The following is a 14174-nucleotide window of genomic DNA, read 5'->3' as shown; positions in this document are numbered from 1 at the left end:
CCCAGCGTATCGACGAGAGCGACTCCATCAGACGCCCCTGACGCACGACTCCGTCGGTTGACTGAGTCAGGTGACTCTGTCGAGTGAGGCGGCCAAGAGCACCGCCACGCCCCCGGATCCCGAGGGCGGGCGGCTCCGCTCCGCTCTGCTCTGCCTACGAACCGAGGATCGAGGTCAGGAACTCCCCCACCCACCCCAGGAGTTCACGCCCGACCAACGGCTTTCCGCCGACCTTGGCCGTCTTCGGGCGCGGGACCAGGAGCTGGCGGGCGTTCGCCTTGATGACCGTGCCGGGGTAGAGACGCTTGAGCCTGAGCTCCTGCGACTCCCGGAGCTCCACCGGGGCGAACCGGATGTTGTTGCCCTGGAGCACGATCTCGCCGACCGAGCACGCACGGGCCAGCATGCGCAGGCCCGCCACCAGGAGGAGGTTCTCCACGGGCTCGGGCAACTTGCCGTAGCGGTCGGTGAGTTCCTCGCGCACCGCCTTGACGTCCTCTTCGCTGCTCGCGGAGGCGATCGAGCGGTAGGCCGCCAGGCGCAGGCGCTCGCCGGGGGCGTAGTCGTGCGGGACGTGCGCGTCGACCGGCAGCTCGACCTTGACCTCCAGCGGCGGCTCCTCCTCCACGCCGCCCTCCAGGGACGCACGGTAGTCGGCCACCGCCTCTCCCACCATGCGTACGTAGAGGTCGAAGCCGACGCCCGCGATGTGTCCCGACTGTTCGCCGCCCAGGAGGTTGCCCGCGCCGCGGATCTCCAGGTCCTTCATCGCCACGTACATGCCCGCGCCCATCTCCGTGTGCTGGGCGATGGTGGCGAGGCGCTCGTGGGCGGTCTCCGTGAGGGGCTTCTCCGGCGGGTAGAGGAAGTAGGAGTAGCCGCGCTCGCGGCCTCGGCCGACACGGCCGCGCAGCTGGTGGAGCTGGGAGAGGCCGAAGTTGTCGCCGCGTTCGACGATGAGGGTGTTGGCGTTGGAGATGTCGATGCCCGACTCGACGATCGTCGTCGAGACGAGCACGTCGAACTTCTTCTCCCAGAAGTCCACCACCACTTGTTCCAGGGCCTGTTCGGACATCTGGCCGTGGGCGGTGGCGATGCGCGCCTCGGGGACGATGTCCCGCAGGCGGGCCGCCGCCCGGTCGATGGACTCGACGCGGTTGTGGATGTAGAAGACCTGGCCCTCGCGAAGGAGTTCGCGGCGGATGGCCGCGCCGATCTGCTTCTCCTCGTAGGGACCGACGAAGGTCAGTACCGGGTGGCGCTCCTCGGGCGGCGTGGTGATGGTCGACATCTCGCGGATGCCGGTCACGGCCATTTCGAGCGTACGGGGAATGGGGGTGGCCGACATGGTCAGGACGTCGACGTTGGCCCGCAGCTTCTTCAGCTGCTCCTTGTGCTCGACACCGAAGCGCTGCTCCTCGTCGACGATGACCAGGCCCAGGTCCTTGAACTTCGTCTCGGAGGAGAAGAGGCGGTGGGTGCCGATGACGATGTCGACCGAGCCGTCGCGCAGGCCCTCCAGGGTCGCCTTGGACTCCGTCTCCGTCTGGAAGCGCGACAACGCCCTTACCTTGACGGGGAATTGGGAGTAACGCTCGCTGAAGGTACCGAAGTGCTGCTGCACGAGCAGCGTCGTCGGGACGAGGACCGCCACCTGCTTGCCGTCCTGGACCGCCTTGAAGGCGGCGCGGACCGCGATCTCCGTCTTGCCGTAGCCGACGTCGCCACAGATCAGGCGGTCCATCGGGACCGTCTTCTCCATGTCGTCCTTGACCTCGGCGATGGTGGTCAGCTGGTCGGGCGTCTCCACGTACGGGAAGGCGTCCTCCAGCTCGCGCTGCCAGGGGGTGTCGGGGGCGAAGGCGTGGCCGGGGGCCGCCATGCGTGCCGAGTACAGCTTGATGAGGTCGGCGGCGATCTCCTTGACCGCCTTCTTCGCGCGCGCCTTCGTCTTCGTCCAGTCGGCGCCGCCCAGGCGGTGCAGGGTGGGGGCCTCGCCGCCGACGTACTTGGTGATCTGCTCCAGCTGGTCGGTGGGGATGTAGAGCCGGTCGCCGGGCTGGCCGCGCTTGGCGGGGGCGTACTCCACGACCAGGTACTCCCGGGTGGCGCCCTGGACGGTGCGCTGGACCATCTCGATGTAGCGGCCGACGCCGTGCTGCTCGTGGACGATGTAGTCGCCGGCCTCCAGGGTCAGCGGGTCGATGGTCTTGCGGCGGCGGGCGGGCATCCGCTGGCCGTCCTTGCCGGCCGCCTTCTGTCCCGAGAGGTCGGTCTCGGTGAGGACGGCGAGCTTGAGGGCCGGGTCGATGAAGCCGTAGTCGATCGAGCCGCAGGACACGTGCACGACCGAGGGCGTCAGCTCGCCGAGGTCGCCATCGAGGCGGGCGGCGATGCCCTCGCCGCCCAGGACCTCGACGGTGCGGGCGGCGGGGCCGTGGCCCTCCGTCACATAGACGGTGCGCCAGCCGTCGGCCAGCCAGCCCTTGGTGTCCGCGAGCGCCTTCGCGGTGTCGCCGCGGTAGGTCTCGGTGGCGTGCATGCCGAGCTTGAGGGTGTCGTCGTCCAGGTCTTCGTCCGCCGCGAACGGCGAGACCGACCACCACATCATGCCGAGGTCGCTCGCGTGGTCACGGACGTCCGCGATGCCCCAGAGGGAGGCCGCGCCCACGTCGATGGGAGCGTCGCCGCCACCGGCGGTCGCCGCCCAGCTCGCCTGGAGGAACTCCTGGCTGGTCGCCACCAGGTCGGCGGCCCGGGTGCGCACCCGCTCGGGATCGCAGACCACGGCCATGGAGTCCTGCGGCAGGACGTCGAGCAGCAGCTCCATGTCGTCGACCAGGACCGGCGCGAGGGATTCCATGCCCTCGACGGCGATGCCCTCGGCGATCTTGCCGAGTAGTTCGCCCAGCTCGGGGTGGGCCTCGGCGAGCGCGGCCGCCCGCTCCCGCACGTCGTCCGTGAGGAGCAGCTCCCGGCAGGGCGGGGCCCACAGGCCGTGGTCGGCGACTTCCAGGGAGCGCTGGTCGGCGACCTTGAAGTAGCGGATCTCCTCCACGTCGTCGCCCCAGAACTCGACGCGGAGCGGGTGCTCCTCGGTCGGCGGGAAGACGTCCAGGATGCCGCCGCGCACGGCGAACTCGCCACGCTTCTCGACCAGCTCCACACGGGAGTACGCGGCGGCCGCGAGGGCCTCCACGGTCTCGTTCAGGTCCGTGCTCTCGCCGGTGCGCAGGGCGACGGGCTCCAGGTCTCCCAGGCCCTTGACCTGCGGCTGGAGCACCGAGCGCACGGGGGCGACGATGACGGAGACGCGGCCCGTCTCGGGGTCGTCGGGGCGCGGGTGCGCGAGGCGGCGCAGGATGGCGAGGCGGCGGCCGACGGTGTCGGAGCGTGGCGAGAGCCGCTCGTGCGGGAGCGTCTCCCAGGAGGGGTACTCGACGACTCCGTCCGGCGGCAGGATCGTGCGCAGGGCGGCCGCCAGGTCCTCGGCCTCGCGTCCGGTCGCCGTCACGGCGAGGACGGTGCGGTTCGTCTCGCGAGCGAGAGCGGCGACCGCGAAGGGCCGGGCGGCGGGCGGGCCGACCAGATCGACGTGCATGCGGTTGCCGTCGGTCGCGGCCTTGACCGCTTCGGCGAGTGCGGAGTCCTTGACGACAGCGTCGAGCAGACCGTGCAGACTCATGTGGGCTTTCGCTTTCCGTCCAGGTTCCGGAGCGCGCGGGGCAACGCGAACCGCCCGGCACGTCGCACGGGCCGGGGGATCTCCAGCGTACGACTCCGGAGTGACAGGCGCTGCACGGAAAGCGCGTATCGGCACACACGCATCGGCCCCCGGCAGGCATCGCCTGCCGGGGGCCGCTTTCCCCGCACCCCCGTAGCGGGAGCTATTCGGTGGCGATCGCGTTCAGAACGTTCATCCGGCCCGCCCTGAACGCCGGCACCAGCGCCGCGAACAGGCCCACGAAGGCCGAGCCGATGAAGACGGTGATGATCGTCGGCCAGGGAATCTCCAGGACCTTCAGGCCCTCCAGAGCCAGGAGCTTCTGGGCCGTCGCGCCCCAGCCCATGCCGAGGCCGAGGCCGAGCAGCGCGCCGAAGAGGGCGATGACCACCGACTCCATGCGGATCATGCGACGCAGCTGGCGGCGCGAGAGGCCGACCGCCCGCATCAGGCCGATCTCGCGGGTCCGCTCGACCACCGAGAGGGCGAGGGTGTTCACCACGCCCAGGATCGCGACGATGATCGCGAGGCCGAGCAGGCCGTAGACCATGTTCAGCATCTGGCCGACCTGGTCCTTCAGGGTCTGCTTGAAGTCGGTCTGGTCCATGACCTTGTACTGCGGGTAGTCGGACATCGCCGCCTTCAGCGACTTGTACGCCGCGTCCTGCTGGCCCTTCTCCGCCTTGGCGAACATGATCTCGTTCGGCGGCATCCGGTCGGCGGGCACGTACTTCGCGGCGGTCGAGATGTTCACGTACATCGCGCCCGAGTCGATGGAGGTCTCGCTCGACGTGATGGTCCGGACCGTCATCTCGCCCGTCCTGCCGTGATCGAAGGCGACCTTCACCTTGTCGCCGAGGCCGATGCCGTGGTCCTTGGCGAAGTCCTCGCCGACCGACATGGAGTCCGGCTTGTAGGAATCGGCGAGCTTGCCGGCGACGGTCTCGCTGCGCAGGTCATCGGCGTACGTGGCGTCGGCGGCGCTCAGACTCACCTTCTTGGCGACCTTGCCGTTCGGGGCCGTCAGGTCCGCCTTGATGTCCTTGTACTGGGTGATGTGGGCGATGTGGTCGGCCTTCTCCAGGGACTTCGCGGCCTTCGGGGTGATCGCCTGGGTGTTGTTCGACTGGATGATGAAGTCCGCGCCGACCGACTTGTCGAGCTCGTCCGTGGCCGAGGCGACCATCGAGGAACCGACCACCGAGAGGCAGGCGACCAGCGCGAGGCCGATCATCAGGGCCGCGCCTGTGGCGCCGGTGCGGCGCGGGTTGCGCAGGGCGTTGCGCTCGGCCATCCGCCCGATGGGGCCGAACATCCTCAGGAGTACGGCGCTGATGACGCGGACGACTCCGCTCGCGAGGACCGGGCCGATGACGACGAAGCCGATGAGGGTGAGGACCACGCCGCCGCCGAGGAAGAGCGAACCCTCGCTCGCCTTGTCCGCCTGGGAGGCGGTGTAGAGGCCGAAGGCGCCGGCGCCGGTGAGGAGCAGTCCGATGACCGCGCGCACGGCGCTCGCCTTGCCGTCGGCCGGTGTTCCCGCGTCGCGCAGGGCTGCCATCGGGGAGACCTTGGCGGCACGTCGCGCGGGGAGGTAGGCGGCCAGGACGGTGACGACGATGCCGAGGACCATGCCCACCACGGGCGTCGTCCACGTGACCGTGAGGTCCTGGGTCGACAGTTCCATGCCCATGCCGGACATGAGCTGCATGAGGCCGATGGCGAGCCCGACGCCCGCGCCGACCCCGAGGACCGAGCCGATGACGCCGAGCAGCAGCGCCTCGACGAGCACGGAGCGGTTGACCTGCTTGCGGCTCGATCCGATGGCGCGCATCAGGCCGATCTCGCGGGTGCGCTGGGCGACCAGCATCGAGAAGGTGTTGATGATGAGGAAGATGCCGACGAGGAAGGCGATCCCGGCAAAGCCGAGCATCGCGTACTTCATGACGTCCAGGAAGCCGCTGACGCTCTTGCGGCCGTCGTCCGAGGTCTCCTGCTGCGTCCTGATCTTGTACGCGGTGGCGTCGGCGCCCATGGCCCGGGTGACGTCACGCTTGAGCACCGTGTCACTGACGCCCGCTTCGGCCACCACGTTGACCTGGGTGAACTTGCCGGTGGAGCCGATGAGTTCACGCTGGGCTGTCGCGGTGTCGAAGTAGACGATCGCAGCGCCGGGGTTGGTCACCTTGAAGGTGGCGATGCCGGAGATCCTGGCGGCGTGGTCGCCGGAGACGGCGATGGTGCGCAGCTCGTCACCGATCTCGAGGTGGTGCTTGTCGGCGGTGTCGGAGTCGATCATCACGTCGGTGGGTCCGCGCGGTGCGTGCCCGGAGGTGATGTCCATCGAACGCAGGTCGTTGCGCGTCCAGTTGCCGGCGATGGTCGGGCCGCCGCCGGTCGGACCCACATCCTTCTTCTCGGAGTTGACCACGGTGACGGCGGTGCTGCTGACCGCGCCCTGTGCCGACTTCACCCCGTCGGCCTTCTCCGCCCGGTCCACGGCCGATGCGGGAATCGACTCGGGCCGGCCGCTCTCCCCCGTCTCCCCCGTGTCCTTCGCGTCCTTGGACGTGACGGTGACGTCCGCGGACGTCGCGGCGAAGAGCTTGTCGAACGTCGTGTTCATCGTGTCGGAGAAGACGAGCGTGCCGCAGACGAACGCCACCGACAGGATCACGGCCACGGCGGAGAGCGCCATGCGGCCCTTGTGCGCGAAGAAGTTGCGCATGGAGGTCCTGAGGACGGTCATGACGTACGCCCCCGCGCGTCGAAGTCCTTCATGCGGTCGAGGACGGTCTCGGCGGTCGGCGAGTACATCTCGTCGACGATCCGGCCGTCCGCGAGGTAGAGGACCCGGTCCGCGTACGAGGCCGCCACCGGGTCGTGCGTGACCATCACGATGGTCTGGCCGAGCTCGGTCACCGACTTGCGCAGGAAGCCCAACACCTCCGCTCCCGCACGGGAGTCGAGGTTTCCGGTCGGCTCGTCACCGAAGATGATCTCGGGGCGCGCGGCCAGGGCGCGGGCCACGGCGACCCGCTGCTGCTGGCCACCCGAGAGCTCGGTCGGGCGGTGCTTGAGGCGGCCCGCGAGACCGACGGTCTCCACGACCTGGTCCAGCCAGCCGCGGTCGGGCTTGCGGCCCGCGATGTCCATCGGGAGCGTGATGTTCTCGATGGCGTTGAGCGTGGGCAGGAGGTTGAACGCCTGGAAGATGAAGCCGATGCGGTCCCGGCGCAGCCGTGTGAGCTTCTTGTCCTTCAGGCCGGTGATCTCGGTCTCGTCGAGGTAGATCTGCCCGGAGGACACGGTGTCCAGGCCCGCGAGGCAGTGCATCAGGGTCGACTTGCCGGAGCCGGAGGGACCCATGATCGCGGTGAACTGCCCGCGGGCGATGTCCACATCGATCTCGTCGAGTGCGACGACCCGGGTCTCCCCGGACCCGTACGCCTTCACGACCTGGCGTGCCCGTGCCGCCACGGCCGTACGCCCTCCAGTGCCCCCGTGCCTGGGAATGGTTACAGCCGTTGTCACGGTAAGTCTCCTAAGTCGCTCATGCGGTGAGTCGGATGTGTTCGCTACGCATAAAGAGTCTGGTCGTCCGACGGCCCCCGCGCGCTGGTGCCCAGCGCAGTCTTCTGCTGGGGAAAACCCCACCCCCGAAGGTGTGGTTGGTCCGACCCGAGGTCTTCCGCGGCCCGTCCCGTCGACATAAAGCCAATCTAAGAAGCGACGGCGGCCTTCTCCTCCTCCAGCGGTACGAACGCTCCCCGGTCCGTAGTACGGAGGTTCCCCTAGGGGAACTCCACCCGCCGGGGGAGCCGCTCTCGGGGTCGTTCCTCCTTCCCGCCGATCGGACACCGGCCCACCAGCCGGGATGCTCTCCACCCCTGCCCCGGACGCGCGACGGGTGAGAAGGTGGCCGAAAGCAATTAGATGCAGGGGGAAGGAATCTCGGTGGGCGGCATACCTTCGGCCACGCAGGACGCACGGCGGCGCGGTCCGGTCGTCGCCGCCCTCATGCTCGCCATGGCGCTCGCCGCCCTCGACTCCACGATCGTCTCGACCGCCATCCCGCAGATCGTCGGCGACCTCGGCGGCTTCTCCGTCTTCTCCTGGCTCTTCTCCGGCTATCTGCTCGCCGTCACCGTCACCCTGCCCATCTACGGCAAGCTGTCCGACACCTTCGGCCGCAAGCCCGTCCTCATCGCGGGCAGCATCCTCTTCCTGATCGGCTCGGCCCTGTGCGCCGTGGCCTGGAACATGGCGGCGCTCATCGCCTTCCGCGTCGTCCAGGGTCTGGGCGGCGGCGCGCTCCAGGGGACGGTGCAGACACTGGCCGCCGACCTCTACCCCCTCAAGGAACGCCCCAAGATCCAGGCGAAGTTGTCCACCGTGTGGGCCTCATCGTCGATCGCGGGCCCCGCGCTCGGCGGTCTGATCGCCGCGTACGCCGACTGGCGCTGGATCTTCCTGATCAACCTGCCCGTCGGGGCCGTGGCCCTCTGGCTGATCGTGCGCCACCTCCACGAGCCGGAGCGCGAGGAGGCCGCCCGGGGGCGCACCGACTGGGCGGGCGCGTTCGCCGTCTTCGCCTGCGGCGGCGTCCTGCTCACCGCGCTGGTGCAGGGCGGTGTCGCCTGGGACTGGCTCTCCGCTCCGTCACTCGCGCTGTTCGCGGGCGGGCTGCTGCTCGCCGGGGCCGTCGTGGTCATCGAGCGGCGCGCGGCGGAGCCGATCATCCCCGGCTGGGTCTGGCGCCGGCGCACCATCGCCGCGGTCAACCTCGCCCTGGGCGCACTCGGCCTCCTGATGGTCGCGCCCACCGTCTTCCTGCCGACGTACGCCCAGTCCGTGCTCGGCCTCGCGCCGATCGCCGCCGGGTTCGTGCTCTCCGTGATGACCCTGAGCTGGCCGGTCTCCGCCGCCCTGAGCCAGCACGTCTACCGCAGGCTGGGCTTTCGCGACACGGCGCTCATCGGCATCGGCGGGGCCGCGCTCTTCCTCTTCGCGTTCCCCTTCCTGCCCTACCCGGGACAGGCCTGGCAGCCGGCCCTGATCATGCTCCTTCTCGGCGCGGCGCTCGGCCTCTTCCAACTGCCGCTGATCGTCGGGGTGCAGTCCACCGTCGGCTGGTCCGAACGCGGCACGGCCACCGCCTCCATCCTCTTCTGCCGCCAGATAGGCCAGACCCTGGGTGCCGCGCTGTTCGGCGCGGTCGCCAACTCGGTCCTCACCTCGCGGCTCGGCGGCGCGGGCTCCCTGGACTCGGTGGCCCATGCCCTGGAGGACCCGGGCGCGGTCGCCGACCCCGAACGGCTGCGCCGCGCGGTCGACTCGGCGGTCGACACGGTGTACGTGGGGGCGGGGTGCGCGGCGGTGATCGCCCTCCTGGTTCTGGTGTTCCTGGCCCCGCGGCGGTTTCCGGTAATCGGGGCGGAGACCCCGGAGAACGGGGAGGTGGGAGCCCCGGAGAACGGGGACGTGGGAGCCCCGGAGAGCGGTCGGAAGGCCGAACTTGCCCCGCGCGAACGCCCCGTGAACAGACCGGCCGAATAGACCGACCAACCAGTATGGGCAAAACCCTTCGCGGCCGCGCTACTTACCAGTAGCGTGCTCGATCCTCACCTCTCGCTCCCTGCGGTCCCGCACCGGACCGACGCCGCGCAAGGAGAACCCGGGATGTCCTACCCTCACCAACCCCACGTCCCTCCCCACAACTCCTCCCCCTCCTCTCAGTCCTCCCCCTCCTATCCCACCTACCCCTGGCAGCCTGTCGCGCCGCCTCCTCCCCCACCGCCCCCAAGGCCCCCGCGCCACCCCGCCCTCGGCCGGCACAGCGACCTGCGCCACCTGCGCAGCGCCTACCGCTGGCAGCGCCGCGTCGCCACCCTCACGGCGCTCGGCTACTTCACGCTCTTCCTGATCCTCTCCGCCCTCGCCCCGTCCCTGATGACGGACACCGTCTCCGGCGGGCTCTCCACCGGCCTGCTGCTCGGCCTGTGCCAGGTGCCCGTCACTCTGCTCGCCATAGCGCTGTACGAGGTCACAGCCCGCCGCCGGGTCGACCCGATGGCCGAACGGCTGCGCAAACTGGCGGAGTTGGAGGCCAACCGATGAGCTCCTCCACCCTGCCGGTGAGCCCCTGCACCCCGCCGGTGAGCCCCTGCATCACCCTGGCCGCCGACTCGGCACAGGCCATGTCCCTGGTGGCGTTCACCGCCGTCGTCACCCTCACCCTTCTCCTGTGCGTGATGACGGGCCCCGACCGCGACAACCTCGGCGAGTTCTACACCGGATACGGCGCCCTCTCACCCCTGCGCAACGGCCTGGCCATCGCGGGCGACTACATCTCGGCGGCGACCGTGCTCGGCACCGGCGGAATCATCGCGCTCCTCGGATACGACGGGGTCGTCCTGGCCCTGAGCACGGCACTGTCCCTGATGCTGCTCATGTTCCTGCTCGCCGAACCCCTGCGCAACGCGGGCCAGTTCACCATGGGCGACGTACTGACACGCCGGATGCCGGGACGCGCCGTACGCATCACCGCGTGCGCGGCGACACTGGCCGCGCTCATCCCCCTCATGCTGGTACAGCTCGCGGGCGCGGGCGACCTGCTCTCCTTCATCCTCGGGTTCTCCGGCGAGGGCGTGAAGACGGGATGCGTCGTCGCACTCGGCGCGCTCATGATCAGCTACGCGGCGATCGGCGGTATGAAGGGCACCGCCCTCATCCAGATCCTGAAGATCGTGATGCTGCTCGGCTCCGGAGTGGTCATCGCCGCCCTGATCCTGCGCCGCTTCGACTGGGACCTCGGCGCGCTGCTCGCCGCCGCGGAGAAGGGCAGCGGGGTCGGCCCCGCCTTCCTCCAGTCCGGTCTGCAGTTCGCGGGCGGCCCCAACCCCCGCCTGGACATGATCAGTTCGGAACTCACCGTGGTCCTCGGCGGCGCCTGCCTCCCTCACGTGACGATGCGCATGTACACGGCGCGCAGCGCACCCGAGATACGCCGCTCGATGTCCTGGGCGGTCTCGTCGGTGGCGCTCTTCGTCCTCATCATCACCATCGTCGGCTTCGGCGCGACGGCGATGATCGGGCGGGCGGCGATCGCGCAGGCGGATCCGCAGGGCAACACGGCCTATCTCCTGGGCTCCAAGGCGGTGTTCGGCGCGAACGCCTCGACGTTCGAGACCCTGATCTTCACGACGGTCACCACAGCCATCTTCCTGACGCTGCTCGCATCCGTCGCAGGAATGATCCTGGCGTGCGCCAACTCCCTGGCCCACGACGTCTTCGCGCACCTGCGCCTGCGCAAGGAGCTCACCCCGCGCCGCGAGATGACACTGGCCCGCGTCTCGGCACTCGCCATCGGGGGCCTGGCGATCGCCCTCGCGGTCATGGTCCAGCACCACAACCTGCAGCCACTGGTCACGCTGTCGTTCTGCCTGGGCGCGTCGGCCCTGGCCCCGGCGCTCGTCTACAGCCTCTTCTGGCGCCGCTACACCCGCAGGGGCCTCCTGTGGACCCTGATCGGCGGCACCCTCGGCTCCGTCATCCTCATGACGGGCACCAACCTGGTCTCGGGCGCCCCCACTTCGGCGTTCCCGAACCACGACTTCAACTGGTTCCCCTTCACCACCACGGGCATCGCCTCCATCCCCCTGGGCTTCCTCCTGGGCTGGCTGGGCACGGTGTCATCGGGCCCCGGGGAATCGGAGGAACAACGCAGGAGGTACGAGGCGGTGGAGGGCTGGATTCTGGCGGGGGCGACAAGAAGGTGACTGCGGGGCAATCGGGTGGGTGGACGGGAAAAATCCGGCGCGAAGCGGCGGTCTAGGACACCCGCCCGGTCAGCGCGGCGAGACTGCTGCGCACATGCTCCATGTGCGCCCGCACCTCGTCCCACTCCTCCCCGTGCTCCCGCAGCATCCGCTCGGTCTCCCGGGCGATCCCTTCCTCCCGCACCCCCGCGGCGGCGACCAGCTCCGCACCGCGGGCCTCCGCGTCCTCCTGGCCGTGCCTGGCGGACTCCTCCGCCTCCGCGAAGGCCCGCTTGGCCTCGGACAGGCGGGCCTCGGCGGCGGCCACGAGCGAGGCCTCCTCGGCCTCCGCCTCCGCCTCTCGCGCGGCGATCTCCCGCTCGGCGGCCTCCCGGCGCTCGGCGTGCTCCTTCTCCTGCTCCTCCAGGAGTGCGGCGCTGCGCTGCCGCGTCTCCCGCAGTGCGGCAAGGGCCTCCCCCCGCCACTCCTTCACGTCACGGCGGGCCGCGATCCGCGACTCGTCCGCGGCGGCGCGGCAGGCGAGCAGCCGCTGCCGGGCCCGCTCATCGGCCTCGCCGAGGATCTCGTCGGCGTACGCACGAGCGGCCTCACGGACCTCCCGCGCCTCGGCCTCGGCCACCTCCGTCACGCTCCGCACGTCGGCCTCGGCCGACTCCCGCACGGCCGCGGCCTCCGCCTCGCCCAGGGCGAGGATGCTGCGCGCGCGTTCGCTCAGCTCCTCGTACGTCTGAGGGGCGAGCCGCGAGACCACGTCCCGCAGCCGCTCCGCCTCCGCCTCCATCTCCTTGGCGAGGACGGTGAGCCGTGCGGCACGTTCCCACGCGCCGTCGCGGTCCTGGGACAGGTCGAGGGCGTACGCGTCCACCTGCTCGGGACGGTAGCCACGCCCGCGCACGACGACGAAGCCGTGCTCCTCCGCCGTTGAACCGCTGCTCATCCTTGAATCCCTCCTCCGACGCCACCACGCGCGTATTACGCGATTGGCGCACATCTTGATGGATCAAGCGGAAGCGCTCATAACGCGACACTCCGCACATCTCATCCGCTCAAGGATGCGCTATTTCTTACCAGGAGTCGGAATCGGGGGGCTCCGGGGTAATCGGGTGGGTGGGAGAGATCCGCCGCGAAGCGGCGGCACAGGAACGCACGAGGCGCCCGACCCTGCACAGGGTCGGGCGCCTCGTTCACCGCGGCGGGGCTACAACAGCCCGTCCCACATCTGTTCAAGCAGCACCGACCACCAGCTCTCCGGCGACGCCAGGGCCGCCGGGTCGAGTGCCGCAAGCTGGCCCTGGAAGTCGACCGTCCAGCGGCCCGCCTGCTCCTGGTTCAACCCGTACCGCAGCCGCCACATGCGACCGAGCAGTGCCAGGCAGCGCGCGAACTCCGGGAGCCCCGTGTTCACGAACTGCGGCGGCACCGGCGCCCCGCCCGGACCGGCCTCCACGGGTACGGCGACGATGTTCGCCGTGCCGTACTGGACGCAGATCGCCCGGCCGAAGTCACTGCCCATGACGAGGTACGAACCGGCGTCCGCCGCCGGCTGCACCCCACGCTCCTGCGCCGTCTCCGCGAGCGTCGGCACCGGACGGCCCGGCTGGGCCTGCGCCCAGAAGAACGGCCCGAAGTCGACCGGCAGACCCGCCACGACGAGCGTGTGCGCCACGAGGTCGGGCACGCCCTGCCGGGAAACCGCCCGCTGGTCGAAGCGGAAGATGCCGGGCCCGAACGCACCCACCAGCTCCTGCGCCACACCCTCCGGCGGAATCGGCGGCGCGGGCTGCACCTGCGGCAGCGGCGCGCGCACCGGCGCGGGGCGTGCCGGACCGTCCGCGACCTGGTGCAACTCGGCCTGGTGCGCGATGAGCTGCTGCATGCCTCCCTGCCGGGACCCGTGGTCCCTGCCGTACGGGGCGATGCTCGTGATCCGCGCCTGCGGCCAGGTCTCACGGATCATGCGGGCGCAGTACGCGCCGGGCAGCTCGCAGGACTCCAGCTCCGTGTGGAGTTCGAGGACCTGCTGCGGCGGCACGTTCATGCCGCGCAGCTCGTGCAGGATCTGCCACTCCGGGTGCGGCGTACCGGGCGCCGAGCGGCGGATGAGCTGCTGCTCGGAGCCGTCCTGCGCGCGGTAGCGGAGTACGGCCTGGTAGCCGGGGCCGACGGTCGGCTGACCGGTGGGCGGCTGCGGGTAGCCGTAGGGCTGGCCGGGAGCGGGCTGCCCCGGCGCGGGCGGGGGCATGCCGGGAGCGCCCGGAGCACCCGGAGCCTGCGGCGGCATGGGCGTGCCGGGGCCGCCGACCGCGGGTCCGGCCAGCATGGTCGCGGCGTGGTGGACACCCCCGCCGCCGGGTGCTCCGGGAGCGCCGGGAGCCCCAGGAGGCTGGGGCGCACCGGGAGCTCCGGGCGGGCCAGGAGGCTGCGGGGCACCAGGAGCACCCGGCGGCTTGATCCCACCGGGCCCACCCAGACTCGGGTCCGCCAGCATCGTCGCCGCATGGTGCACACCACCGGGAGGCGTACCCGGAGCACCGGGCGGGCCGGGAGGCTGGGGCGCACCGGGAGCTCCCGGCGGGCCAGGAGGCTGCGGGGCACCAGGAGCACCCGGCGGCTTGATCCCACCGGGCCCACCCAGACTCGGGTCCGCCAGCATCGTCGCCGCATGGTGC

Annotated in this window: 8 protein-coding genes; 3 read left to right on the top strand and 5 right to left on the bottom strand. The window is 70.6% G+C overall.

All coding sequences use genetic code 11. The annotated features are described in order from the left end of the window. Positions 1-154 precede the first annotated feature (154 nt). From mfd to ACZ5WE_RS33750, 3 genes are all read right to left on the bottom strand, one after another. On the bottom strand, positions 155-3685 hold the full coding sequence (gene mfd / locus ACZ5WE_RS33760; RefSeq protein ID WP_467689409.1) for a transcription-repair coupling factor: 3531 nt from the start codon (positions 3683-3685) through the stop codon (positions 155-157). Between the two features lie 202 nt (positions 3686-3887). Continuing rightward, positions 3888-6473 carry an ABC transporter permease gene (locus ACZ5WE_RS33755; RefSeq protein WP_467689411.1) on the bottom strand — a complete coding sequence of 862 codons (2586 nt, stop codon included), beginning with the start codon at positions 6471-6473 and terminating at the stop codon, positions 3888-3890. Then, positions 6470-7258 carry an ABC transporter ATP-binding protein gene (locus ACZ5WE_RS33750; protein WP_467689413.1) on the bottom strand — a complete coding sequence of 263 codons (789 nt, stop codon included), beginning with the start codon at positions 7256-7258 and terminating at the stop codon, positions 6470-6472. Before ACZ5WE_RS33750 ends, ACZ5WE_RS33755 begins: the two co-directional genes overlap by 4 nt. Before the next feature lie 402 nt (positions 7259-7660). On the opposite strand from ACZ5WE_RS33750, the gene ACZ5WE_RS33745 reads away from it, so the two are divergent. The 3 genes from ACZ5WE_RS33745 to ACZ5WE_RS33735 all read left to right on the top strand — a co-directional run bounded on the left by ACZ5WE_RS33745 (position 7661) and on the right by ACZ5WE_RS33735 (position 11505). After that, positions 7661-9283 carry an MFS transporter gene (locus ACZ5WE_RS33745; protein ID WP_467689415.1) on the top strand — a complete coding sequence of 541 codons (1623 nt, stop codon included), beginning with the start codon at positions 7661-7663 and terminating at the stop codon, positions 9281-9283. 123 nt (positions 9284-9406) lie between these two features. Continuing rightward, complete coding sequence (locus ACZ5WE_RS33740) at positions 9407-9844, top strand: DUF485 domain-containing protein (RefSeq protein WP_467689416.1); 438 nt, start codon at positions 9407-9409, stop codon at positions 9842-9844. Between the two features lie 80 nt (positions 9845-9924). Further along, a complete protein-coding gene (locus ACZ5WE_RS33735) occupies positions 9925-11505 on the top strand; it encodes a sodium/solute symporter (protein ID WP_467689808.1) in 1581 nt (526 codons plus the stop codon). A 52-nt stretch (positions 11506-11557) separates the two neighbouring features. On the opposite strand, the gene ACZ5WE_RS33730 is transcribed toward ACZ5WE_RS33735, so the two are convergent. Then, the gene (locus tag ACZ5WE_RS33730) at positions 11558-12442 is read right to left on the bottom strand and encodes a cellulose-binding protein (protein WP_467689418.1); all 885 of its coding nucleotides are present in this window, start codon (positions 12440-12442) and stop codon (positions 11558-11560) included. Positions 12443-12703: 261 nt separating this feature from the next. After that, on the bottom strand, positions 12704-14174 hold a 1471-nt coding region (locus ACZ5WE_RS33725; protein WP_469157314.1), incomplete at its 5' end, for an SUKH-4 family immunity protein.

This window comes from Streptomyces sp. NPDC033180 (assembly GCF_055577645.1).
This window is presented reverse-complemented; position numbering and strand designations above follow the sequence as displayed.

Excerpts from the sequence above, each read along its gene's own strand:
- mfd (WP_467689409.1), bottom strand. The coding sequence starts at position 3,685 with ATGAGTCTGCACGGTCTGCTCGACGCTGTCGTCAAGGACTCCGCACTC.
- ACZ5WE_RS33755 (WP_467689411.1), bottom strand. The coding sequence starts at position 6,473 with ATGACCGTCCTCAGGACCTCCATGCGCAACTTCTTCGCGCACAAGGGC.
- ACZ5WE_RS33745 (WP_467689415.1), top strand. The coding sequence starts at position 7,661 with ATGCAGGGGGAAGGAATCTCGGTGGGCGGCATACCTTCGGCCACGCAG.
- ACZ5WE_RS33740 (WP_467689416.1), top strand. The coding sequence starts at position 9,407 with ATGTCCTACCCTCACCAACCCCACGTCCCTCCCCACAACTCCTCCCCC.
- ACZ5WE_RS33735 (WP_467689808.1), top strand. The coding sequence starts at position 9,925 with ATGTCCCTGGTGGCGTTCACCGCCGTCGTCACCCTCACCCTTCTCCTG.
- ACZ5WE_RS33730 (WP_467689418.1), bottom strand. The coding sequence starts at position 12,442 with ATGAGCAGCGGTTCAACGGCGGAGGAGCACGGCTTCGTCGTCGTGCGC.